The following is a 25,641-nucleotide window of genomic DNA, read 5'->3' as shown; positions in this document are numbered from 1 at the left end:
ACAGATATCATTGATTTTTATATAGCTTGCGAAACCACAAAAATATAACCCCAGCAGCTACTAGTTTAAAAAGACAAGGTAAAATACAGTAGACAAATCTAAGAGATATCTCAAGATTAGCAGAGTCAGAAGCAAAAGAAGAGTTTATGATAGGAAATGTTATTATAGTTGCTATTGCATAACTGAATTTAGCAATAAAAGTAAGCATAGCATAATAGCCATTTCCTAGTTCTTTTCGTTCCGGATAACTATCTATCCATTTAGCTAAAAGAATACTTGGAAGAATTAGCTCGGTAGCAAGTCCTGCACCAGAGATAAAGCTAATAATAGTAAAAAGGATATAGTCACCATCTGATAATGCAAAAACAAAAGAAAATATGCTGGCATAAAATAGAAGGGCATAACCCCACGTTTTAATAATTCCAAATCTTAGTGATATTTTCTTCATTATAGGAATAAATACTATCGCTCCTAAGAAATATGCAAATATATATAATCCTGTTAACTCGGGGGTTTTTAGAATATATTTACTAAAGAAAATAATAGTCACGGCTGGTAAGGTAGAACCTATAGCACTAATTGTATATCCTACAAATAGAAATACACCATCACTATCTAGATGATTTATATAGTTTTTGATGTTAAAGCTATATATTACGTGCTTAGATTTATCTTCTAGATTAACTTTATTTATCCATTTTAAGAAAAATATACTAGATATAACAATTAATATTATTGCAACTATAGCATATAAAAAATAACCATTCTGGTGTGGCATTGAAGATAAAAAAATAGATAATAATAAAGAAGCTACCAACACTCCTAAAATATTAGAAATTTCTCGGGCTGAAATTACTTCTGATTTACTATTATCATCTTTCAACCAAAGAGCACCTTTAGTAGTTGAAAATATTGTAATATAGCTAAAAGCCAGTGTAGATAAAAAAATTCCAACAGCAAGATTGACTATAATATTTGTAAATACAGGAGTACATATAATATAAACACCAGTTATGAATATAGCGACTATAGCTATCAAACTAATTTTACTAAGATAATGAAATTTATCACAATACCAGCCTATTATAGGATCAAATATAGCATCTAGTGCTCTTAAAATAAAAAGGACTACACTTAAAACAGCTAGATTCATTCCAAAGCTTGAATGATAATACTCTGGTATAAATATATATATAGGAATACTAGCAAAGGCTACTGGAAAAGCTATAAATGCATAGTTAAATATATCTGATTTTTTTATCTGCATATTATGAATTTAAGATCTGTATTTACTATATATGATATCACCATTGCTAAATTAGTTTAGGTTAAAAATAATTTATCATTATTATAAATGGATAGTTAAAATAACAATTTGAATAATCAAAATTCTACTTCAAGTAAAATTTTTGCTTATCATAACAATCAATACTAGCTATAATCGAATTTAAAATAAAAATTATTATGGATAAAATTGATGAATATTAGAAAGCAAAATTCATTCTTTTTGCTATGTTTTTTCGAATTTTTTGAAAGATTTGGTTACTACGGCTTTAGTTACACAGCTATTCTATTTTTTATGAGTCAGTATGGTTTTGATTTTACAGAAAAACAAGCCGTACTCCTATTTGGAGGCTTTGCTTCATTAACATATGTTTTTAATGCTATTGGTGGATATGTCGCAGATAAAGTCTTTGGTATAAAAAGAACTATGTTCTTAGGAGCTATATTTCTTTTAATTGGATATTTTAGCTTAGCATTAAGTCCTTATTTTGTAACTATTGATAATTATGTTTATATAAGTTTAGCTTGTATTATTGTTGGATCTTCATTATTCAAACCCGCGCCAACAAACTTAATCTCTAGAATGTATACAGATAAACTAAAATTAGATTCTGTCTATACATACTTTTATATGTCAATAAACTTAGGATCACTATCTGCATCTCTTTTGATACCCATTTTAGCAACAAAGTATGGATATACTGCTGCATATGGAGTATGTTCTGTAGGTTTTGCAATAGGTATATTAAATAGTATATTGAGTTATTCTAGTATCAAAAATATTGGTAATGAGGTTGATTTTAAAAACATGGGATATCTAAAAACTATCCTCATCGTGTTAATTTTTATCATTGCTATCATAGGGCTTAGTATAATTTTACAAGCTAATGATACTATTAATTATATTTTATGGTTTGGTGCAGGACTTATTTTTGGAGTATTTGCTTTTCAGATTTATGTTGAGAAAGATCCTAGCTCAAGAAAAAAGATAGTAGCTGCGATAATTTTATTAGTTTATGCGGTACTGTTTTTTATAATATATCAGCAGAAATCGACCTCATTTTTCTTGTTTAACGTCCACCATGTCAATTTAAATTTATTTGGTTATAGTGTTAATCCTCAGAGTATACCAGGGGTGTTGAATACAGCTGGTGTGATTATATTGTCCCCGATATTAGCTTTTATATACACAAAGCTAGGGGCAAAAGATTTTAGCTTACCATTTAAGTTTGCTTTAGGAATTCTATTCTGTGGTTTTGCATATGGTAGCATGTTTTTAGCTTGTATGATTAATGACCCTACAGCTAAAGTTAGTATACTTTGGGAAGTTTTAGCAATAACAGTGTTTTTCTCAGCTGGTGAATTATTAATCTCAGCTCTAGGATTGTCTTTAATGGCTAAATTATTACCTCAAAGGATAACTGGCTTTGCTATGGGAACATGGTTTATAACATCAGCTATTGGTATTAAGATTGGTACAACAATTGCTCAAGCAGTTTCAAGTGGTATACAGTATGATGAATCAAAAGGCTTTGATATTCAAATGACGATAAGTAGTTTCCATAAATACCAGGAATTATTTGGATATGTTTCTCTAGTTGCGATAGTTTTTGCAATAATTGCTTTTGTAATTGGCAAAAAACTTAATAAAATGATCGAAGATTAAATTATATTACCTAGCTATGCATAATCAGTTGTCTACTAAAAAAGCATTAATTTTATTACTAATGACTATAACAATGTGGTCAACGGCTTTTATTGGAATCCGTTATTTGATGTTAAATGGATTTAGTGCTGGAGGCTTATCATTAGCTAGATATGGTATAGCTAGTATAGTTATGCTTATAATATTTTTTAGACAAAAAAATAAAACTAAGCCTAATTTAAAAGATTTGTTGAGATTTGCTATTTTAGGCTTCTTTGGTTTCTTTGCATATAATGTATTGTTAAATTCAGGAGAATCTAGAATTACGGCATCTAGTGCTAATTTTATTATAGCTCAGGCTCCTATAATTGTAGCTGTATTTGCATTTATATTCTGGGGTGAAAAAATTAATAAATATGGTGTTTTTGGATTTATTTTAGCCATTATAGGTGCTGCAGTCATTTTTTGTTCAAAGAATGATACATCATTTGAGTTTATTGGTATTTGCTTAGTTTATGGAGCTTGTTTTTCAGGTGCCATTTACTCAGTTTTCCAGAAAAGTTTATTTATAAAGTTTCATCCAATTGAAGCTATTACCTATTGTATTTGGTTTGGCACAATTATGTTGATGGTATATTCTAATGAGGCTTATGCGGAATTATCTACAGCAAATTTCACAAGTATTTTTGTTGTAATTTATATAGGAGTATTTCCTGGGGCAATGGGTTATTTATTTTGGGGTTATGCTTTTAGAAATATTCCTGCAACAGTTGCTATTAGCTCATTATATTTTATGCCTATAATTTCTTTATTCTTAGGTTGGATTCTCTTGGGAGAGACAGAAGCATATATATCGATAGTTGGAGGAATAATAAGTGTTATAGGAGCATTTGTAATTAGTAAATATGGCTTAAATAAAAAAACTAACTAAAACTCCTAAATTGTTTGTCTTACCACATTTTAATAAAAATCTTTTTTGTCTATAATATCTGCAAGTTTTTAAATAAAGGATAAATATGCAAATAGTTGATCAAATGAGAGATCAGGCTCTTGAAGAGTTAAATCTTGTCAAAGATAAAAAATCTCTAGATGATATTCGAGTAAAATATCTTGGTAAAAAAGGTGAGCTAACAGGTATGATGAGGCTAATAGCTACATTACCTAATGAAGAAAAGCCAAAGCTTGGTCAAGCTGTTAATATTGCAAAAGAAGCACTTCAAAATGCTATTAATGAAAAATTAGCAAAATTTGAAGAAGCAGAATTGAATGAGAAATTAGCAAGTGAAAAAATTGATGTTACATTAAAAGGAGTAGGGCAAAATCAAGGTTCACTTCATCCTGTAACAAAAACACTTAATCGTATTGAAGCTTTCTTTAAGCAAAATGGTTTTGCAGTAGAAGTAGGACCTGAGATTGAAAGTGATTATTATAATTTTGAGACTCTAAATATACCGTCGCATCATCCAGCTCGTGCTATGCATGATACTTTTTATATTGATGATACTCATGTACTTAGAACTCATACTTCAGGTGTTCAGATTAGAACTATGGAAAAGCAACAGCCTCCGATTAGGATTATAGCTCCAGGTAGAGTATATCGTTGTGATTCTGATATTACACATACACCTATGTTTCATCAGGTCGAAGGGTTGCTTGTAGATAAAGATGTTTCATTTGCTGATCTTAAGGGATTGTTACATGCTTTTCTTAACTCATTCTTTGAAAAAGATCTAAAAGTAAGATTTAGACCATCATATTTCCCATTCACAGAGCCATCTGCAGAGGCTGATATGGAGTGTGTAATGTGTGATGGTAAAGGTTGTAGAGTTTGTAAACACACTGGTTGGTTAGAGGTTCTTGGTTGTGGTATGGTGCATCCAAAAGTTCTAAAAGCAGGAAATATAGATTCTGAAAATTACCAAGGATTTGCTTTTGGTATGGGTGTTGAGAGATTGTCAATGCTTAGATATGGTATTGATGATTTAAGAATGTTCTTTGAGAATGATCTAAGATTTTTGAAACAGTTTTAATTATTATTTGAGGTTTATAAATGAAATTTTCACATAATTGGTTAAATGAATATCTAGGTGATACTCAAAATAGCCAAAATTTGGCAGATACTTTAACTTTAGCTGGTTTAGAAGTAGATGCAATTGAACCAGTCGTCACAGATAAAGTTAGCGGTGTTGTGGTTGGTCAGATCAAAACTATCAATAAACATCCTGATGCTGATAAGCTCAATATTTGTAGTGTAGATGTAGACGAAGGTGAGCTTCTAACTATAGTTTGTGGTGCTAGTAATATATATGAAGGTATGAAAGCACCAGTTGCAAAAATTGGAGCTGTTTTACCAGGTGATTTCAAAATCAAAAAATCAAAGCTAAGAGGACAAGAATCTTTTGGGATGATGTGTTCTGAAGAAGAACTGGGCTTAGCTGAAAAAGCTGATGGCTTAATGGATCTACCTACAGATGCTCCAGTTGGTATTGATATTAATAAATATCTAAATTTAGATGATAATATTATCGAAGTTGATCTAACTCCGAATAGAGCTGACTGTTTGAGTGTATACGGTATAGCCCGTGAAGTTTCAGCTCTTACAAAAGCAGAGCTTAGAGATCTAGAAATACTAGAGCCTAAAGTAACTATTACAGATACTAAAGATGTCAATATTACTGCAACAGATGCATGTTATGCATATTATGGTTGTATTATCAAAAATGTAAATAATAATGTCCAAACTCCATTATGGATGGTTGAAAAGCTAAGGAGAAGTGGTATTGGTAGTATTTCATTTTTTGTGGACGTAACAAATTATGTGTTGTTACTAACGGGTCAGCCAATGCATGCTTTTGACTTAGATAAGCTAGATGGCAGTATAAATGTTCGCTATGCAGATAATAATGAACAACTGACACTTTTAGATGAAACAGAAGTTAAATTACAATCAGATACTTTAGTAATAGCAGATGATTCAAAAGCTCTAGCTATAGCTGGTGTAATGGGCGGTTTAGATTCATCAATAACTGATAGCACTACTAGTATATTCTTAGAAAGTGCATTCTTTGTACCAGAAAAAATAGCTGGTAAAGCACGTAAATATAATCTACATACTGATTCATCACATAGATTTGAGCGTGGAGTTGACCCGCAACTAGCTAAAAAAGCGATGAAAATAGCTATCAAATTAATAAATGAAATTGCAGGTGGTGAAGTTGCTCCAATTCATGGAGCAGAAGATTTAGAAAAGTTAAATAAGCAAAACAAAATTACTCTTTCTATTAAAAAACTAAATCGTGTATTAGGTACTGATTTTGATATAGAATATGTAACAGAAGTTCTCAAAGCATTACACATGGATGTAGAAACAAGCTTTGATAGTAATTGTATAGAAGTATTACCTCCTTCATATCGTTTTGATATGGAAATACCTGAGGATCTAATAGAGGAAGTTGCTCGTGTATATGGTTATTCAAAACTGCCAGAAACTATGCCTAAGTATGCGGCAACTAAGATAAATATTTCAGAAACAAAGCAATCTTATGATGTTTTAAACTCTAGGTTAGTTGATAGAGGCTATCATGAAGCTATTAATTATAGCTTTATAGATCCTAAGTTTGATGATTTTTTCTTTGAGCAAAAGGGTATCGCTATTAGAAATCCAATTTCTCAAGATTTATCTGTAATGAGACAATCTTTGATACCTGGATTGATCAATTCATTTAAAGCAAACACATCACGTCAACAAAATAGAATAAGAATATTTGAGAAGGGTGCTTGTTTCAAGTTAGAAAATAATCAAAGAGTTCAATTTGATAAAATAGCTGGCTTAGCGTATGGAGAATTACTAAATCCAAATTGGTCTAGTACAAAAAAAGTAGACTTCTTTGATGTTAAAGCTGATATCGAGGCGCTTTGTGTCGACATTGCCGATCTAAACTTTAAAGTATGTGATGATGTTAATTGGCTACACCCTGGCCAATCAGCTTATATACTTGCTGGCAATAATAAGATTGGTGTTATTGGGGTAATTCATCCATCAGTTTTAAAAACTTTCCAAATCAAAGCAAAAGCTCCTATAGTATTTGAATTAGACTTGGATGTTTTAGTTAACAAGAAAATACCTAGTTTTGAAAAAATTTCTAAATATCCATCAGTATCAAGAGATATATCATTCTTAGTTGATAAATCTGTACTTGCTGGAGATATTATCAAAGCTATAAGTGACCTTAATATAAGTATACTAAAAGATCTAAATATTTTTGATATCTACGAGTCTGAAGAAAATGCAAGAAAGAGTATAGCCTTAAGTATGCTTTTCCAAGATAATGATAAAACTTTAGATGATATAATTATAAACCAAGCTGTAGATTCTGCTTTATCTATTCTAAGAGATATGTTTGGTGCAGAACAAAGAGTTTAATTTTATGATAGAATGAAATAATACAGTCATACTCTAAAGGATGAGTAGATGTTATTTCTAGCTATATGTTTCATAATTACGGGTGTTATCGTTGGCATTCTTTCAGGACTTTTTGGTCTTGGTGGTGGCTTAACAATAGTACCTTTGATGATGACTTTTATGACAATTTATGAACCTGCATATAGTTCTAATGCTATGCATGTTGCTATTGCAACTTCTCTTTTTGTAATGATATTTACATCTAGTATTACGACTTATTCTCATCATAAATCTAATAATATAATATGGGAAGTAGCTATTCCTCTGAAATTTGGAGTTATAATTGGTGCCGTACTAGGAGCAATTTTTGCTAGTTTTTTACCTGGTAACATACTCAAGATATTTTTCATAATATTCCTTATATATACAATAGTTAAATGGGCTATCAAATCTTTTGCAAAAAAAAGTACTAATAACAATAATGCTAATAGACTAAACCCAAAAAAAATAATATCGGTCATTTATGGTGGCTTTACTGGCGCCATAGCTGTACTTCTTGGTATAGGTGCTAGCGTAATGATAGTACCTTTTCTAAAACATAAAAACTTTACTATGGGTCAGGCTGCTGCTATAGCCGCTGCCGTAACACCATTTATTGCATTACTTGGTGCTAATACCTATATAATCACAGGTTTATCTGAATCAGCATTGCCTAAGTTCTGTCTTGGATATGTATATATCCCTGCGGCTATTGGTATGATATTTGGTTCGTTGCTCGGAGCCCCAATTGGTACTAGACTATCATCTGTAATACCGCATGTTGTCCAAAATGTTATATATTTTATATTTTTAGTTATTATATTAGCCATAATGATTGGATAATTAAGCTTTCAAAATTAAATTTCGTTGTATTCCTAAACCTTCTATTTCTAACTCAAGCACATCATTTTCTTGTAAATAACTAGTTTCTAATCCAAGAATTTCATTTTCAAGCTGAACTCCCTGAGGAGTTCCTGTTAAAATAACATCTCCAGCTTCTAAGGTAAAATACTCACTTAATTTAGCTATTAATGTTGGGATTTTAAAAATCATTGTTTTAGTTGAACCATTTTGCATGATTTGATTATTTACTTTAGTTTTTATGTAAAGATTATCTGGGTTAATCTCATCTTTGCTAACAAGATAAGGTCCTAGTGGACAGAAAGAGTCACAGCTTTTACCCATATTATATTGCCCAGGTTGTTGAAATTGTAGTCCTCTTTCAGAAGCATCATTAGCTATACAATATCCAAATATGTATTCATAGGCATCAGATACTTTGATATTCTTCGCAGGTTTACTAATAACAACAGCAAGTTCGTTTTCATAATCTAGTTTATTACAATTTTTGGGGATATATATAGGATCGTAAGGTCCTGTGATACTACTTGAAGGTTTCTGAAAAAATATAAAATTAGTTGGTTTAATTTTAGGTCCACCAAGAAAATTGACTCGCTCTAAATGATCTAAATAATTCATTCCTATAGCGACTATTTTTCCAGGGTTATTAATGCAGCTAGTTATATTATTTTCGTTTATATTTTTTGTTAATACAGGTAAAGTATTTATATCAATATTGCTTATTATAGAGGTAAGTATAACAATATTTTTGGGTGAAATATCTGATACGAAATCTTTAATATTGTATAAAATATCTTTTGATAAGATGCATGGATAAATATCATTATTATACTTATAATGTAGAAATTTCATGATAATTCCTTTTTATTGTTAAAATTTTAGATGTATCAATAATCTTGGAGCAAGTTGAAATTATAATTAATTTAGTGCTATAAAACTAATATTACACTAACCTTTGTTGAGACATTTATCGCATAATCCTCTTAACTCAAGATTCCAACTCTCAATTTGATAAGGTGTAAGTTTTTGAAACTCTTTAAAAATATCTAGATTACAAAAATGTGATTCATCAACAAAACCACAATTTTGGCAAACAAATACTTCAAAGCCTTGATGCTTGTGATTTTCTTTACATTTTACATAACAATTTTGACTTTCTATCCTATGGATAAAACCATGTTTTAACCAAAAATCTATTGCTCTATATACAGTAGGAGGATTTGTTTGTTTTTTTGCTGAAAGGATCTCTAAAATATCATAAGCACTTAGGGGAGTGTTTTGATTATAAATAGTTTGGAGCACTTGTTCTCGAGGTTTAGTAAATCTGTATTTATTCTTTTCACAGAAATTTTTAGCTATTTGTATACTTTTACTCATTAATAGAAGTCAAACTTTGTTTAATTTACTCGACAAAGTATAACTCATTTCTTATTATTTAATAAACTGTTATATTGTAACATATTGTATGTTTGTGTATTATATCAATCAAAATTTAACTACAAAAAAACTCTATATATGAAAAAATTACCTGTTACAGTTTTATCTGGCTTTCTAGGGGCCGGTAAGACTACTTTATTAAGTAATATTCTCAATAATAGTAATGGTTTAAAAATTGCTATGATTGTTAATGACATGAATGAAATAAATATTGATGCTGAGCTAATCAAAAATCATGATTCACATATCTCAAAAACTGAAGCAAAGATGGTTGAGCTTAGTAATGGCTGTATTTGCTGTACACTACGTGAAGATTTGCTAATAGAAGTAGAGCAGTTAGCAAAATCACAAAAATATGATTATTTAATTATTGAAAGCACTGGTATCTCAGAACCATTACCTATTGCGACAACTTTTGAGTTTAGAGATGAAGAGGGCAAGAGTCTTGCAGATGTTGCTTATATAGATACAATGGTTACGGTAGTCGATAGTGTTAATTTTATGAGTCATTACAGCTCTTGTGAATATCTAAAAAATACTGGTGAGAGCTTAGGGGATGAAGATGATAGAGCAATAGTTGATCTTATGGTAGAGCAGATAGAGTTTGCTAATATCATAATATTAAACAAAATTAATGAATGCTCGACGGCAGAAAAAGAGACTGTCAAATCTATAATCAAAGGACTAAATGTTGATGCAGAAATTATAGAAACAAATTTTTCAAAAGTTGATATAAATAAGGTAGTAAATACCAAGAAATTTAATTTAGAAGAAGCTGAAAATCATCCGTTGTGGAGCAAAGAGCTTTATAATTTCAAAGAGCATGTACCAGAAACTGAAGAATATGGTATTAGATCTTTTGTTTATAACTCAATAAATCCTTTTGATCCTGTTAAGATAATGAATTTTTTTGATAATGTTGACTGGCCAGGAGTAGTCAGAGCAAAAGGCTTTTTCTGGTTAGCTACTAGACCTGATTATGTTGGAGAAGTTTCTCAAGCAGGTGCATTAGTTAGACATCAAGGTATGGGTATGTGGTGGGCTAGCATGGACAAAGAGCAATGGCCAAATACTCCAGAATTTCAACAGATGCTAAAAGATAGATGGAATGATATCAGTGGTGATAGAAGACAAGAGATAGTCTTTATTGGCTTAAAAGACGAAATGGATGATGATCAAATCAAAGCAGCTTTGGATCAATGCTTAATAAATGACTATTGGGATAATCCAGAAAAATACACTAATTTAGCAGATCCATTTCCTAGCTGGTTTGAATCAGATGATGAAGAGGTCTAAAGATGAGTAATTTTCAATTAACAATTTTGCTTGTGATTTTATTCGTAACAGCAATCTCTGGTATATTTCCTTTTGTAAAGAAAGCAAATAATCCGAATGGTTTTCATTTTCCCATTGGTGAAGCTTTAGCAAGTGGAGTATTTTTAGGGGCTGGACTAATTCATATGCTGGGTGATTCAGCTGGAGATTTTTCAGAACTAAATATAGATTATCCATTTCCATTTTTGATAGCAGGGATAACTATTTTACTCTTTTTGTTGTTAGAACATATCGGTGGAGCATTATCAAAGAGCAATAAAGGCAACTTATCTTTTATGGCTATAATGGCAACAATAATGCTATCTATACATAGTTTTTTTGAAGGTGCTGCTTTAGGTCTATCTGAAGAGTTAAGTGTAGCACTTGTGATATTCTTAGCAATTATTGCACATAAATGGGCAGCAAGTTTTGCATTAGCTATAAATATAAATAAAACAAATATGAGCTTTATAACTAGATTTATGCTTTTTATAGTATTTGTAATAATGACTCCACTAGGAATAATCTTTGGACAAGCTGCGCATAATTATGTCACAAATCCATTTGTTGAGCCCACATTTACTGCTATAGCAGCAGGTACTTTTATATATATGGGAACTTTACATGGTTTAGATAGATCTGTACTTGTTAAAGACTGTTGTAATACAAAGCAATATAGTTTTGTAATTATTGGCTTTGCAATTATGGCAATAGTCGCTATTTGGACTTAGAAATTAACAATAATTTAGACTCTAATTACCACTATAATATTTATTATCTTTGAAATTCTTACAATAATTAATTGTACCATGCTCTAATATTCCTGATTTAATTCTATCATAGCAACTTTGAGTAGGAGCAGTAACAGTCATCAACATACAGTTGCTAGGGTTATCATAGTTATTAGGTACTATATTACTTTGGAATAGCTGATTTGGGAATTTGACTTTTAAACCACTATGAGAGCCGTACCAATCAGTCATTTGATCACCAATAGACATAAGCCAATATACATTTCTTTGCTCTGATAGGGCTTGTCTAAATGAATCTTTATAAGCGACTTTATCATTTGCACTTGATGCACAAAGACTATTTTCAATTGAACCTGACAAAAACACATATTTATTAATCTGATTATCTGTAAGATTGAGATTACTTTTTAGCCATTTTGCAGTAGTAGTTGCTGAGGCAGTATTACAATACCTAGCAGTTATAAAATAGCAATTAACACCATCTTTAAAACATTGATTTTTGACAAAGTCAGTAATATATGGAGTTGCTTTGGTACCTTTGCTATCGTAATCATCATTAAAAGAAGTTAACTCAAGAGTGTTATCAATATCGAACATAATAGCAGGGTGTTTACCATTTTTCTCTATAGCTTTAATAAAGCCAATATCTTTAAATTCGTACATTAGATTATTTAAACTATCTACTAATTTTTTTGCTGTTTGGGCATATTGAGAGTTATCTGTATAATCATAACCTGTTTTGCTATCCATATACTTAAATACATCTGAGTTTTTGGTAATATTTGTAGTACATTGTTTAGCATTTTGGGGTAATTTGAATGTATCGCCATACTGCTCATCAAAAGCAGCTTCAAGCTGTGTAATTTTGCTATAAAGTTCTAATGGATCAACATTGCTTTTGTCATCATTATTTGAACATGATGTCAATATTGTTATGCCTAATCCTAGTATTAACAATGCTTTCGATGTGGCTTTAAGTTTTTGCATAATAGTATATCTCCTTGGTTTAACTAAAATAAATCAAAAACAAGGACATAATAATTTACAAATTCAAGAGATTAACCAGCTTTTATCAAATAAAAAAATATCAACAAAAGTCTATTTAAAGGATAGCAAATAAGTGTTATGATCTACGGTTACATTAATGGAGTAAGTATTTTAAGAATACTTTCTGCGATCAGGCTACCTCTGCTTGTGGTCATATGCTGTGTGCTTTGAGTAGAGTCAGCTAATATTTTATCAGCCCACTGATATATTTTTTCGACATCGTTGTGACTATATAGAAAAGTAGCAATTTCATAATTCAAAAATAAGCTACGATTATCTAAATTAACAGAACCAAGCATAGCGATGTTATTATCTATTAACACGGCTTTTGCATGGATCATATTCTTTGTAAAATGAACATCAATATCATTTGCTAGAAAATCTCTTATATAACTAGCTCTAGCACGATCAGCTAATTGATGATTAGATTTTTTAGGTGTAATAATTTTGACATCTATGCCTTTCTTTTTTGCTAGTATAATTGAGTGGTATAGTTCAGCAGATGGTATTAGATATGGAGTTATTATCCAGAGCTTTTCTTTGGCTGAATTAATAGCTGTAATAAGACCAGAATATAGTTGATCTTCCTGTAAGTCTGGTCCTGAAGGTATTACTTGAACAAAACCTTCCTGAGAAATAGTGTTTTCAATTTTAAATTCAAGCTCTTCACTTGTAGCAAAGTGCCAGTCTGAGCAAAAAACTTTAAGAAAATATGCTAATGAATCTCCTTGTATTTTAAACAAAATATCATCCCACATTCCTTCATGCTCAATTGGCGACATATATTCATCACCTATATTCATACCACCACTAAATACAGTTTGATTATCAAAAATATATATTTTACGATGATTTCTGTAGTTAATATAGTTACGCAATGGGTTTGATATTACCGGCATAAAAAATACAACTTGAGCACCTAATTTACGTAAGTTTTTAAAGATTTTTCTATTATGGCGATATATATAGAATGATCCTAAAGAATCTATCATCATTTTAACTTCAACACCTTCAGCAGCTTTTTTTTCTAAGGCACTGATTACAAGTTTAGATGTTGTGTCATTTTTAAATACATACGTTTGAATGTAGATATTTTTCTTTGCAGCTTTAATCGCTTCCATAAAAGCTTCGAATGACTTAACCCCATTAGTATACATCTCAAAAGAGTTTTTACTTGTTAAGGTTGGTAGATCCATATTTGTAAAAACATTTATTGTTTCTATCGGCAAATTTTTGCAACTATCACTATCATTAATACAAAATGATTGTAAGCTTGATTCGCTAATATCCATATTTTCCTTTTGCCAAAAGCTACGCTTATCTTTGCGTTGGAATATAAAGAAAAAAGGTATAGCTACATACGGAATAAAAAGTATAGCAAGTAACCACGCCAATATATTAGAAGCAGACTTCTTATCAACTATTAATTTTAGAACAATTAATATTGTAAATGCCTGGCATACAAATAAAATGATGTTTGCTTCCAGGATGTATAGTAAATGTAGTAAGAAATTTTCCATTTATTTATATGGTGATAACAAATTATTAAGCTAGATTGTAACACAGCCTCAATTTTATAGGTAATTTACATTAATGGTGTCAATATTTTCATTATACTTTCAACTATTAAACTTGTGCGTTTCGTTGGTAGGTGAGATGCATCTTGTGTTGAGCCTTCTATTACAGTTTCTGCCCATTTATATAATTTCTTAACTTGTTTAGGTGAATATATAAAAGTTGCTACTTCATAGTTCAAAAATAGACTACGATTATCTAAATTTACTGAACCTAAAATAGCTATGTTAGAGTCAACAAGTACAGCCTTTGCATGTAGCATGTTTTCAGTAAAATATACGTCTATGTTACATTCGAGTAAATCTCTAATATAGCTGGATCTAGCTCGATTAATTATTTTATGGTCAGAGTTTTTAGGTGTGATTACTTTTACATCTATTCCACGACATTTTGCTAATAGTATTGATTGTAATAAATCAAGTGATGGGATTAGGTATGGTGTTATAATCCATAACCTATGTTGAGCAGAGTTTATGGCAGTAATTAATCCAGCATAAAGCTGATTTTTATGCATATCTGGACCAGAAGGTATTACCTGAGCGAAACACTCAGTTGTGATTTGACTTTCAATTTTGAAGTTTAGTTCTTCTGATGTTGCAAAGTGCCAGTCTGAACAAAAAACTTTCAGAAAGTGGACTACAGATTCTCCTTCAATTTTGAACAATAAATCACTCCACATTCCATTATGCTTAGTCGGTGACATATATTCATCACCTATATTTATTCCACCACTAAAAACGGTATTATTATCAAAAATGAATATTTTACGATGATTGCGATAATTTATATAATTACGCAAAGGATTAGATATTATAGGCATAAAAAATACTACTTTAGCGCCTAGTTTTCTTAGATTCTTAAATATTCTTTTGTTATGACGATAAACATAAAATGATCCTAATGAATCTATTAATATTTTAATATCTAAACCCTCAGCTGCTTTTTGTTCTAATGCTCTTATTACTAGCTTTGATGTAGTATCATTTTTGATAATATATGTTTGAATATAAATACTATGTTTGGCTGATTTTATAGCCTCTATAAATACTTCAAATGACTTTGTTCCATCAGTATAAATATCAAACGAGTTTTTCATAGTTAGAGTAGACAACTCAAGATTTGAAAATGTTCTAATGACACTAACAGGTAAGTCCTGACAACTATTTTGATATATACATGATTTATCAAATGATTCGGTATCATCCATACTCATAGCATTTTTTTGCCAAAATTTACGCTTATCCTTGCGCTGAAAAATAAAAAAGAATGGAATCGCGATGTAAGGAATAAAAAGTATAGCTAATAGCCATGCTAATATATTTGATGGTGATTTTTTGTCAACAATAAGTTTTAAGACTACAAAAATAGTAAAAGCTTGGCATATAAACAAAATTGTATTTGCTTCTAAAATATATACCAGACTATTTAGGAAGTTTTCCATGGTAAAACTAAATAAAAGAAATATAAGAAAAATTTTATCATAATGATAGCAATCTATATAGCTATGTTATGTTGACCAAATTTTTTAGTGATAAGTAAAATTATAATGGAAATAACAACTACGGTTAATATTAGATATAGAGGCGTTAATATGTATCCTTTAGCAATACCTAAGCTCGCTAAAGCCAAAAAAGCACCATTAAACACTGCAAAACTAATATTATAACTAAAACCTAATCCACTAGCTCGTACTCCTGGCGTAAATAAAGTGCTCGCATAATTAGATGCTACTCCAACAACAAGTCCCATAAAAATATTGTTAATAAGCATTATTTCTAAAAGATATTTTGAATTAGTTATAACACTATAGTAGAAAAAGCTTCCAAATATCATTAAGCCTAAAGCACCAATCAAAAGTATACGTAAAGGTGTAAATTTATCAGCGAGATATCCTGCAGGTATAGAAACTACTGAAAAAACAAAAAGATTAATAAGTATTAAACTAGGTCCATTTTCTATATGATTTAGCTGAAAGTAAGTTGGTAAATATAATGAGAAAAAACCAACTACCATAGCAAATATTGAGACTGCAGCTGTTGCTCTTACGATTGAGAGCTTTTCTGTTTTGAATAAATCAATTAATGGAACTTTGTGATGATCTTTCTTATTTAAAAAAGTGTTGGTTTCATGTATCTCTTTTCTAAAAAAATAACTAATAATAGCAGCAAGGCCACCAAACATAAAAGCTACGCGCCAAGCATAATCATCAGTAAGAAAATGAGTTGTTATAATCTTTGTAATCTCTGCAAAGAAAATACCAAAGTTAATAAAGCAAAAAATAATTCCACAAGCAAGACCGCCATTTTTAACTAAAGATTCCTTCACAAAAACTACAGCACTTGGAATTTCGCCACCAATTGCTGCTCCTTGGATAATTCGTAGTACTACAAATAGTAATGTAGCCAATATACCTGCATTCTGATATGAAGGTAGTAATGCTATCAAAAAAGATGCTAGACCCATAAATAGTATTGTAAGAATAAATGATTTTTTACGTCCATATTTATCACCGATATGTCCAAATAATATTCCACCAAATGGCCTAGCAAAATAACCTACTGCAAAAACTGTAAATGCAGAGAGCGCTTGTAATGCAGGAGATCCTTCTGGTGGGAAAAATGTCTTGCCTAAGACGATTGCAAACATACCAAATATGACAAAGTCATAAAATTCTAACATTCCACCAATGCTTGTTAGCAAAATCGTTTTAAAATCATCTTTTTTAAGCATATTTAATTAAGTATAATTAGAGTCAAATTGTATCTATGATAGCGAAAACGCTAGTAATTTGAAATCATGAAAATTGAAAATGTCGCTAAAAGGAAAGTCCAAAAAGGACAGAAGCTTTTGCCTAATATAAAAAATATAATCTTGGTTGCATCTGGTAAGGGTGGTGTTGGTAAATCGACTGTTACGGCTAATCTTGCAGTTAGTTTCGCAAAGATGGGGGCTAGTGTTGGTATATTAGACGCTGATATCTATGGTCCTAGCCAACCAACATTATTTGGTCTGAAACAGAACCCTAATACGACAGATAAGAAAAAGATTATTCCGTTGGAAAAATACGGAGTTAAGATGATTTCTATAGGAAATCTAATAGACCCTGAATCAGCAGTAATTTGGCGCGGTCCTATTGTATCTAGAGCGTTGATGCAACTTTTGAATGATACTGACTGGGGAGATCTTGATTATTTATTTTTAGACTTGCCACCTGGAACAGGAGATATCCAGCTTACTATCTCTAAAAATATGCCTGTAACAGGAGCTGTAATCGTTACGACACCACAAGACTTATCACTAATTGATGCAAGAAGAGCGTTAGCAATGTTTCAAAAAGTTGATATAAAAACTCTTGGTGTCATAGAGAATATGAGTTACTATATTTGTCCGAAATGTGGTAATAATGATCATATTTTTGGTGAAGATGGTGCTCATCTATTGTGTGGTAAAAATAACATTGAATTTTTAGGAAATTTACCACTGCATAAATCCATCCGTGAAAATGCTGACAATGGAAAACCATATGTCAGTTTAGATAAAGATGATGCTATCAATACTAGCTATATGACTGTTGCTGAAAATATTATAAATGAAATTGAAAAACTACCTAAAGCGAGTAGTTTAGATTCTATTGGTGTTAAATTAGAAAATTAAGAGAGAAATAATAGTAATGACTATAAAATCAGATAAATGGATCAAAAAAATGTCTCAAGAGCATAATATGATAGAACCTTTTGAGGCAGGACAAATTAAAGTTTCAAATAACCAAAAAATTGTTTCTTATGGAACTTCAAGTTATGGATACGATGTACGTTGTGCTGATGAGTTTAAAATATTTACAAATATAAACTCTTCAATAGTTGATCCTAAAAATTTTAATGATAAAAATTTTGTCGATTTTAAAGGAGATGTTTGTATTATTCCTCCTAATTCATTTGCATTAGCTCGTACAGTTGAGAAATTCAAAATCCCAAGAGATACTCTAGTAGTCTGCTTAGGTAAATCTACCTATGCTAGATGTGGAATTATTGTTAATGTAACTCCTCTTGAACCAGAATGGGAAGGGTATGTAACTTTAGAGTTCTCAAATACTACGCCACTTCCTGCAAAGATATATGCAAATGAAGGCGTTGCTCAAATGTTATTCTTCCAATCAGATGAAGAGTGTGAAACTTCTTATGCAGATAAGGGTGGCAAATACCAAGGTCAGGTTGGTGTTACATTGCCTAAGTGTTAAGTTTGAAAAGTATCCTAGTTTATATTTTTCATATATTTAAATAATCTAAAAAGGAGTTTGAAGCCTCTTTTATATTATCAAAGTTACCTATAGTTATAACTTCATTTTCTATTCTAATATTGACATCAAACATATTGGTCTTTTGGTTATAGGTAATTCCTTGACTGATCTCACATTTTACTGCGGTATTAGTATTTACTTCTAGTTGTGGTGGTGTCGTAAAATCATTTAATCTACAAAAATGTGGGACTTGAGAAACTGATAAACCTATCCTATTACACCCCCAATATACATTATCATTAATTATTATTGGAGTTAATACCAACATACTTTTGTCTTCTATATTGCTAGTATCAATTACTATATTATGTCGGTCATTAACTTTTCTTGTTTTTTTAATATCTTCCATTACTCTAATTTTTTCAGATCCTATACCACTTAATAGATTTGATATTCGTGCTCTTGAAATATAGTCGTTATAAATCTTTGCAGGCATTGCTAATAATATTCCTATTATAGCTAATATCACAATCAATTTGAGAAGAGTATATCCTTTAATAACGAACTCCATATCAAACGAGTCTACTATTAATTGTAACAATAAGTATATTTACCTTGAATAATGTTTGTATTAATTATATTTAATATTAAATTGTAAAAAAGATTTTGTTTTAGTTAAATTCTAGGCTTTTAGATTATCTATTCTACCTCTAATATCTTGGAATGCTCTTAAGCCAAATAAGTGCATACTTGCATAAATATAATCAAAGATTCCTGCTTGTATCGCTTCATAGTTAGCCCATACTGTATCTGTTGTATACATATATAGCTGGATTGGTAAACCTTTCTCTGTAGGTTGTAATTCTCTTACAATAAATAACCAACCGGGCTCTGTATGAATTTTTGGATGATCTTTTAGATAATGTTCTAAGTATTTTCTAAACAATGTTGTATTAATTAATTCATCCTTATTACAAGAGTTTATAATATCATCCATGTAATTTAGTTTTCTTAAATTATCAAGAGTTTCTGCATCACAAAACTTGATACTATCAATATCAATATTAAAAGATCTTTTGATCTGTCTACCACCCATTTCAAACATTCCACGCCAATTTTTGACGCTATTTGTGATTAATGAGTAAGTAGGGATATTGTAAATTGTCTTATCAAATCCTCTAATTTTTACAGTATTAATAGATATTTCTTGGACAGTTCCTTCAACTCCTAATGACTGTATACTTATCCAATCACCGACTCTAACCATATCTAAAGCAGCTACTTGTATATTAGTAGCAAAACCCAAAATTGTATCTTTAAACACTAGCATTAATACAGCTGATAGTGCGCCTAAACCTGTTAAGAAAGCAATAGGTGATTTATTTAGTAACAGTGATATTATTAATATTGTACCCACTAGATATAATAAGATCTTTACTACTTGAGCATAGCTTTTTAGAGAATAATATTTAAATTCATGCAAGGATTGAAAATAGCTAAAAATAGCGTCAATCAAGGATATGAAAAAAGAAATTATTGATATTGTAATATATACCTCAGCTATCAGCTGGATAAAAGAAACTAATTGTTCAATCCATGGGTAAGTAGTACTACTTAAAAATCCAATTACAATATATATAAAAACAGCAGGGGCTATATGTGCTAACTTATCAAAAATTTTGTTTTTGATAAGTGACTTACCCAATGATGAATTTGCTTTAAAAAAAATTCTTTCTGCTAATGATGATATATATTTACTAATTATCTTATTTATTATCCAAGAAAATAATAAAATGGCTAACAAAAATACTATAAAAATCAATATAGCTACTGATGTTGAATTATTAATTAATTCCATATAGTACGCTTTTAACAAATCCATTATATTAATTCCTTTAGTTTCTATTTAGTTTCTTTACTTGGTAATAACTCTGCTATTTGAAGGACTATTCTTGTTAATAAGTCAGATTGTAGATAATCCCAAATTCTTAATAATTCATTATTTTGTGCTAATTGAGTACTTGCGTTTGATTGCCAGAACATCTGAGCATTAACAGTACTATCAGGAACTACAGGAGTTTTAACCTTAGGCTTAACAACATTATATGTTATCGTATAAATAGCAAGGAAGGTATTATTCGATGCACCACCCACAACACTAGTCATTTGAGTATTTTTCGTAGCTCCTTGAATATTTATTATATAATCAGCTTCTTTCATTTGAGTTGACTTTCTTAATACAATAGCTTGGTATCCAATTAGTCTACGTCTTAATTCATTAATTAAGCTTGGAGGTGCACCACCTGCATTATAGATATAAAACTTAGTATCAACTAAGCTGCTAAAATTTCCAGCATTACCATCTGCAAGATCTCCACGTAGGTGAAAACCACAACTAGATAAAAATGCAGCTATTACTAATAAAAATAAAGTTTTGGTATAGTTTTTTATCATTGTATATACCTATTTGACTACAATATTAATTAATTTCTGAGGCACATATATAACTTTGACTATTTGTTTATCTTCGATAAAAGTTTTAATATGCTCATCAGATAATACCTCTTGTTCAACTTGCTCTTTTGTTAATGAGGCATCTAATTCAAGTTTTACTTTAACTTTGCCGTTAATTTGTACAACTAATAAAAATTCGTCCTTCTCAAGAGCTATGTCATCAACAGTAGGAAATTGTGTATGCAAAATATCTTCACCTAAGCCAATTTCTTGCCATAAATAATGACAAATATGTGGTGTAAAAGGTGATAATATTCTTAATAAAATACTAAAACCCTCTAACTTAACACTATCAGATAAATTATCATAATTGTTAAGCGTATTTAAAATTTTCATACATGCTGAAACAACTGTATTAAACTGACTTTTATCAAAATCAAAAATAGCTTGTTTTAAATTAGCATATATCTCATAACGAGCTTTCTTATCATTTTTTGATAATTTAGTTACATCTATAGTTATATTTTTAGCTAAGATTTCTTTGTTTGTATAAGCATAATTATATACTTTACGCAAAAACTTATTAGCACCATCAACTCCAGTATCAGACCACTCAAGTGATTGCTCAGGAGGTGCTGCAAACATACTAAATAATCTAACAGTATCTGCACCATATTTATCGATAAGCTCTTGGGGATCTACAGTATTTCCTTTCGATTTAGACATTTTGGCACCATCTTTTAGCACCATACCTTGAGTAAGTAAGTTTTTAAATGGTTCATCAGATGAAACTAGTCCTTGATCTCTCATTAATTTATGGAAAAATCTTGCATATAATAGATGCATAATAGCATGCTCAATACCACCAATATACTTATCAACTGGTAGCCAATAGTTAGCTTCTTCACTTAACATCTTATCAGCAGTAGGGCATGTATATCTTGCATAATACCAAGATGATTCAAAGAATGTATCAAATGTATCTGTTTCTCTAGTTGCTGGTTTACCACAATTTGGACATGCTACATTTAAAAATTCTGGTATATCTTTAAGTGGAGAGCCTGCTTCTGTAAGAGTTACATTAGTTGGTAATTTAACTGGTAAATTTTCTTCTTTTTCTGGTACTAATCCACAATCATTACAATGGATCATAGGAATAGGGCATCCCCAATATCTTTGACGTGAAATACCCCAATCATGAATTCTAAAATTTGTAGTTTCATAACCTTTATCATTGTCAAAAAGATATTTTTTAATCGCTTGATAAGCAAATTTAAAATTTAAACCATCAAATTCACCTGAATTAATCAAAATACCTTTTTCAGTAAATGCTTCTTTATCTAAGTCTAATTTTGACTTATTATCACTAGGCTTAATAACTTGTTTTAAAGCAATATTATATTTTTGTGCAAATTCCCAATCTCTTTGATCATGTGCTGGGACTGACATTACAGCTCCAGAACCGTATCCCATAAGTACAAAGTTTGCTACCCAAACATCAACTGTTTCTCCTGAGATAGGGTGGATTGCTTGTATTGAAGTTTTAAAGCCTTTCTTTTCTTGAGTTGCTAAATCAGCTTCCATAGTAGAGATTCTTTTACACTCATCTATAAATGATTTTAATTGAGAGTTTGTTTTTGCTTCTTCAAGAGCAAGAGGGTGCTCAGGTGCTATACCTAGATAACTAACTCCCATAAGAGTATCTGGACGAGTTGTAAATACTTCAATTTCTTTATCAGAGTTTTGAATTTTAAACTTAACAGTCAGACCTTTTGATTTACCAATCCAGTTAGTCTGCATAGTCTTCACAGCTTCTGGCCAACCATCTAATTGATTAATATCTTTTAGAAGCTCATCTGCATAATCAGTTATTTTTAAGAACCATTGTGGAATCTCTTTCTTTTCAATTAGGGCTCCAGATCTCCAGCCTCTACCATCTACAACTTGCTCATTCGCTAAAACAGTTTGATCAACAGGATCCCAGTTTACAACTGAGTTTTTGCGATATGCCAAGCCTTTTTTGTAAAGTTGGATAAAGAACCATTGTTCCCATTTATAATAACTTTCATCACAAGTCGCTATTTCTCTAGACCAATCAAAGCTAAACCCAAGAGAATCCAACTGCGATCTCATATATGCAATATTACTTTTTGTCCACTCATAAGGAGATTTTTTGTGTTTTATTGCAGCATTTTCTGCAGGTAATCCAAATGCATCCCAACCCATAGGATGAAGGACATTCTTACCTTGCATCTTTTGATATCTTGCAATTACATCTCCAATCGTATAATTACGCACATGTCCCATATGGAGGGTACCACTTGGATATGGTAACATTGACAAACAATAGAATTTTTCTTTATTTTTATCTTCTACAGCTTTAAAAGAATTATTTTTACGCCAATATTTTTGAGCCTGTTGCTCAATCTGAGTAAAGTTATATTCGCTCATTTAGATATTAATTCCAGTTAATAATTTATTGAAAATATAATTGCTTAATTTTATTTGAAAATGAGTAAAATATCTAGGAAGTTTATTATGATAAAGTATTTACTTAGCCAAAAAGAAATATCTAAGAGTATTATTAAAAATATATTTTAATTTTCCGCCATCCAAGTTTCTAAAATCACACAAGCTGCCAAAGCATCTACTTTTATATGAGATACTTTTTTACTTTTTACTTCTTCTAAGCGCCATCTTGCCTCACGAGTAGAATATGCTTCATTAATGAGATGAACATTTCTTTTATAGCGTTCTTTAACTTCTTTAGCAAAATCTTTAGCAGCTTTTGTAATATCTGTCTCAAAATCTTGAGTATCTAGCGGTAATCCAATGACTATATCAGAAGGGTTCCAACGTTTAACAATCTTATCAAGCTCGATCCAGTTAGGTACACCATCATAAGCTTCTACAGTGCCAATAGGAGTTGCTGTTTTGGTAATCATTTGACCACTAGCTAAACCAATTCTGGCTTTACCATAATCTATTGCTATTAAAGATTGAAACATTAACAATTTCCTATATTTTTGAATAAACTATCTAAACTTTGTAGAGTATATCCTGCATGTTCAATATGATTTTGCCACTTTACTTTGTTCTCGTGATTAAATAGTATCTTTTTGCTTAGTTTATTTGTTACGATCCAATCATTAGACTTTATTTCGTCTGTAAGTTGATCAGCAGTCCAACAACTATAGCCAACTACTGGCAGAAAATATTCAGGTAAAATATTATTGGCTAAATCTTCTAAAATATCCATAGAAGCAGTTATAGCAAGACCTTCATCTAGCTTGATTGTGGAACTATAGTTTCTACCATTGGTAGTATGTAAAATCATGATTTTATGGGGACTAATAGGACCGCCCATATAAAGAGGGTAATCTAAAATTTCATTAAAAGTGTTATGATGAGAAATTTCTAGTTCTTCAAAAACATCTCTTAATGTATCACTTAAAGGTTTGTTAATAATTAAACCCATAGCACCATGACGATCATTTTGGCATAGATAGATTACAGATTTAGTAAATATAGCATCATCTTTGATAAGTGGAGTTGCTAATAAAATTTCACTTTTATGATTTTGGAACATATTATATTTCTTAAGTATAAAAATTTTTTGTAAAAAATGGCAAAAATAAATGCTGCAGTGGCAATAATTTTAGATGAACAGAATGCTAAAGTCTATATAAGTCTAAGACAAAAGTTTCAGACATATAGTAACTATTGGGAATTTCCTGGTGGTAAAGTAGAAAAAAATGAAACTTTTGAACAATGTATAAGAAGAGAGGTTTATGAAGAAGTTGGTATAATAGCTAAATCAGTAAGTTTTTATTTTCGCAAAAAACATATAAATAAAGATAACGATGAAGTTAATCTAGAGTTTTTTATAATTAAGGATTATGAAGGTAAACCTTATGCTAAGGAAAACCAGCAATTAAAATGTATAAACATCCTAGAGCTTAATAATTATAAGTTTCTTCCCGCAAGTTTAGAAGTAATAACGATGTTACAACAAGATTACTCATATGATAGTTAGTATCAGTCAATAATTAAGCATTTTGTGAAAAGGTTAGAATATAAATTAATGATCTAGAAGATAAGCATGAAATTTAACATAATATATATTATGCGAATTTACATATTTTATTATTCCACAGTAATAACCTTACATGATTTAGTTATATTTGCCCAAATTATTATAAATATAACAATTGTTGCTATGCCTGCTATTATATTGATTACAGGAACTATATTCAATAAAGTCAATCCCACATACCAATATACAAGTGAAGCTTTAAATTTTAATTTTTTTTCGTGAGTTTGATTATATAATTTACTTTGATCATCTAATTTCACAGCTGTTACCACTAATGCTATATATGACCATATTGGTATTAGTTGAGTCCATAACCATGCTGGATGTATTTGTTCACCACTATTTACAGTAACTAAAGCTTTTGCTAATTTTTGTTGCGATAAAATAAATAAAACTGAAACAATCAAAGATGTAATTATTAAAGCCACTATACATATTTGTATAATGAGCATCATTGTTTCTAGAGATATAGAGTTTAGTATCATTATTACTATTTAT

At 30.4% G+C, this 25,641-nt stretch carries 24 protein-coding genes; 10 read left to right on the top strand and 14 right to left on the bottom strand.

The features are described 5' to 3' along the window. Positions 1–7: 7 nt before the first annotated feature. Positions 8–1,267, bottom strand: coding sequence for an MFS transporter (locus IMS64_RS04550; RefSeq protein WP_211491042.1), 1,260 nt, complete (start codon positions 1,265–1,267; stop codon positions 8–10). Between the two features lie 207 nt (positions 1,268–1,474). Here IMS64_RS04550 and IMS64_RS04545 point away from each other — a divergent pair, with 207 nt between their 5' ends. The 5 genes from IMS64_RS04545 (at position 1,475) to IMS64_RS04525 (ending at position 8,213) form a co-directional block, all read left to right on the top strand. Further along, positions 1,475–2,950 carry a peptide MFS transporter gene (locus tag IMS64_RS04545; protein ID WP_211491041.1) on the top strand — a complete coding sequence of 492 codons (1,476 nt, stop codon included), beginning with the start codon at positions 1,475–1,477 and terminating at the stop codon, positions 2,948–2,950. Positions 2,951–2,966: 16 nt separating this feature from the next. Beyond that, positions 2,967–3,860 (top strand): DMT family transporter, encoded by an 894-nt coding sequence (locus IMS64_RS04540; RefSeq protein ID WP_211491040.1) that lies wholly within the window; start codon positions 2,967–2,969, stop codon positions 3,858–3,860. A gap of 85 nt (positions 3,861–3,945) precedes the next feature. Next, positions 3,946–4,959 carry a phenylalanine--tRNA ligase subunit alpha gene (gene pheS / locus IMS64_RS04535; protein ID WP_211491039.1) on the top strand — a complete coding sequence of 338 codons (1,014 nt, stop codon included), beginning with the start codon at positions 3,946–3,948 and terminating at the stop codon, positions 4,957–4,959. A gap of 20 nt (positions 4,960–4,979) precedes the next feature. After that, positions 4,980–7,352 carry a phenylalanine--tRNA ligase subunit beta gene (pheT, locus tag IMS64_RS04530; protein ID WP_211491038.1) on the top strand — a complete coding sequence of 791 codons (2,373 nt, stop codon included), beginning with the start codon at positions 4,980–4,982 and terminating at the stop codon, positions 7,350–7,352. A 48-nt stretch (positions 7,353–7,400) separates the two neighbouring features. Beyond that, complete coding sequence (locus IMS64_RS04525; RefSeq protein ID WP_211491037.1) at positions 7,401–8,213, top strand: sulfite exporter TauE/SafE family protein; 813 nt, start codon at positions 7,401–7,403, stop codon at positions 8,211–8,213. Here IMS64_RS04525 and IMS64_RS04520 read toward each other — a convergent pair whose 3' ends face one another. Together IMS64_RS04520 and IMS64_RS04515 are read right to left on the bottom strand one after the other, a co-directional pair. After that, the gene (locus IMS64_RS04520) at positions 8,214–9,083 is read right to left on the bottom strand and encodes a fumarylacetoacetate hydrolase family protein (protein ID WP_211491036.1); all 870 of its coding nucleotides are present in this window, start codon (positions 9,081–9,083) and stop codon (positions 8,214–8,216) included. It lies immediately after the preceding gene. Positions 9,084–9,179: 96 nt separating this feature from the next. Further along, positions 9,180–9,608: a Fur family transcriptional regulator gene (locus IMS64_RS04515; protein WP_200149485.1), complete on the bottom strand. Its 429-nt coding sequence runs from the start codon at positions 9,606–9,608 to the stop codon at positions 9,180–9,182. 138 nt (positions 9,609–9,746) lie between these two features. On the opposite strand from IMS64_RS04515, the gene IMS64_RS04510 reads away from it, so the two are divergent. Together IMS64_RS04510 and IMS64_RS04505 are read left to right on the top strand one after the other, a co-directional pair. Then, entirely contained in the window at positions 9,747–10,964 is a 1,218-nt protein-coding gene (locus IMS64_RS04510; RefSeq protein ID WP_211491035.1) for a GTP-binding protein, read from the top strand. Positions 10,965–10,966: 2 nt separating this feature from the next. After that, positions 10,967–11,713 (top strand): ZIP family metal transporter, encoded by a 747-nt coding sequence (locus IMS64_RS04505; protein ID WP_003036485.1) that lies wholly within the window; start codon positions 10,967–10,969, stop codon positions 11,711–11,713. A 21-nt stretch (positions 11,714–11,734) separates the two neighbouring features. On the opposite strand, the gene IMS64_RS04500 is transcribed toward IMS64_RS04505, so the two are convergent. The 4 genes from IMS64_RS04500 to IMS64_RS04485 all read right to left on the bottom strand — a co-directional run bounded on the left by IMS64_RS04500 (position 11,735) and on the right by IMS64_RS04485 (position 17,086). Further along, the gene (locus tag IMS64_RS04500) at positions 11,735–12,721 is read right to left on the bottom strand and encodes an HAD family acid phosphatase (RefSeq protein WP_211491034.1); all 987 of its coding nucleotides are present in this window, start codon (positions 12,719–12,721) and stop codon (positions 11,735–11,737) included. Between the two features lie 149 nt (positions 12,722–12,870). Beyond that, entirely contained in the window at positions 12,871–14,301 is a 1,431-nt protein-coding gene (gene cls / locus IMS64_RS04495) for a cardiolipin synthase (protein WP_211491033.1), read from the bottom strand. Between the two features lie 65 nt (positions 14,302–14,366). Further along, positions 14,367–15,797, bottom strand: a complete 1,431-nt coding sequence (gene cls, locus IMS64_RS04490) for a cardiolipin synthase (RefSeq protein WP_012281022.1) — start codon at positions 15,795–15,797, stop codon at positions 14,367–14,369. A gap of 53 nt (positions 15,798–15,850) precedes the next feature. Further along, entirely contained in the window at positions 15,851–17,086 is a 1,236-nt protein-coding gene (locus IMS64_RS04485) for an MFS transporter (protein WP_211491032.1), read from the bottom strand. Positions 17,087–17,149: 63 nt separating this feature from the next. Between IMS64_RS04485 and IMS64_RS04480 the strand changes: the two genes are divergently transcribed. Next, on the top strand, positions 17,150–18,010 hold the full coding sequence (locus IMS64_RS04480) for an Mrp/NBP35 family ATP-binding protein (RefSeq protein ID WP_211491092.1): 861 nt from the start codon (positions 17,150–17,152) through the stop codon (positions 18,008–18,010). A gap of 16 nt (positions 18,011–18,026) precedes the next feature. Further along, on the top strand, positions 18,027–18,593 hold the full coding sequence (dcd, locus tag IMS64_RS04475; protein WP_004287760.1) for a dCTP deaminase: 567 nt from the start codon (positions 18,027–18,029) through the stop codon (positions 18,591–18,593). 28 nt (positions 18,594–18,621) lie between these two features. Here dcd and IMS64_RS04470 read toward each other — a convergent pair whose 3' ends face one another. The 6 genes from IMS64_RS04470 to IMS64_RS04445 all read right to left on the bottom strand — a co-directional run bounded on the left by IMS64_RS04470 (position 18,622) and on the right by IMS64_RS04445 (position 24,636). Then, the gene (locus IMS64_RS04470) at positions 18,622–19,194 is read right to left on the bottom strand and encodes a pilin (protein WP_088821220.1); all 573 of its coding nucleotides are present in this window, start codon (positions 19,192–19,194) and stop codon (positions 18,622–18,624) included. 81 nt (positions 19,195–19,275) lie between these two features. After that, positions 19,276–20,475, bottom strand: coding sequence for a mechanosensitive ion channel family protein (locus IMS64_RS04465; RefSeq protein ID WP_211491031.1), 1,200 nt, complete (start codon positions 20,473–20,475; stop codon positions 19,276–19,278). A 20-nt stretch (positions 20,476–20,495) separates the two neighbouring features. Beyond that, the gene (locus IMS64_RS04460) at positions 20,496–21,047 is read right to left on the bottom strand and encodes an LPS-assembly lipoprotein LptE (protein WP_211491030.1); all 552 of its coding nucleotides are present in this window, start codon (positions 21,045–21,047) and stop codon (positions 20,496–20,498) included. 9 nt (positions 21,048–21,056) lie between these two features. Continuing rightward, entirely contained in the window at positions 21,057–23,498 is a 2,442-nt protein-coding gene (gene leuS, locus IMS64_RS04455; RefSeq protein ID WP_211491029.1) for a leucine--tRNA ligase, read from the bottom strand. Between the two features lie 146 nt (positions 23,499–23,644). Then, positions 23,645–24,055 (bottom strand): Holliday junction resolvase RuvX, encoded by a 411-nt coding sequence (gene ruvX, locus IMS64_RS04450; RefSeq protein ID WP_004287764.1) that lies wholly within the window; start codon positions 24,053–24,055, stop codon positions 23,645–23,647. After that, positions 24,055–24,636, bottom strand: a complete 582-nt coding sequence (locus tag IMS64_RS04445; protein ID WP_004287765.1) for a YqgE/AlgH family protein — start codon at positions 24,634–24,636, stop codon at positions 24,055–24,057. The genes ruvX and IMS64_RS04445 overlap by 1 nt, the downstream gene beginning before the upstream one ends. A gap of 36 nt (positions 24,637–24,672) precedes the next feature. Here IMS64_RS04445 and IMS64_RS04440 point away from each other — a divergent pair, with 36 nt between their 5' ends. After that, positions 24,673–25,083: a (deoxy)nucleoside triphosphate pyrophosphohydrolase gene (locus IMS64_RS04440; RefSeq protein WP_004287767.1), complete on the top strand. Its 411-nt coding sequence runs from the start codon at positions 24,673–24,675 to the stop codon at positions 25,081–25,083. 110 nt (positions 25,084–25,193) lie between these two features. On the opposite strand, the gene IMS64_RS04435 is transcribed toward IMS64_RS04440, so the two are convergent. After that, entirely contained in the window at positions 25,194–25,628 is a 435-nt protein-coding gene (locus IMS64_RS04435; protein ID WP_244972923.1) for a hypothetical protein, read from the bottom strand. Between the last annotated feature and the right edge of the window lie 13 nt (positions 25,629–25,641).

The organism is Francisella philomiragia (assembly GCF_018135955.1).
Taxonomy (GTDB): Bacteria; Pseudomonadota; Gammaproteobacteria; order Francisellales; family Francisellaceae; genus Francisella; species Francisella philomiragia.
This window is presented reverse-complemented; position numbering and strand designations above follow the sequence as displayed.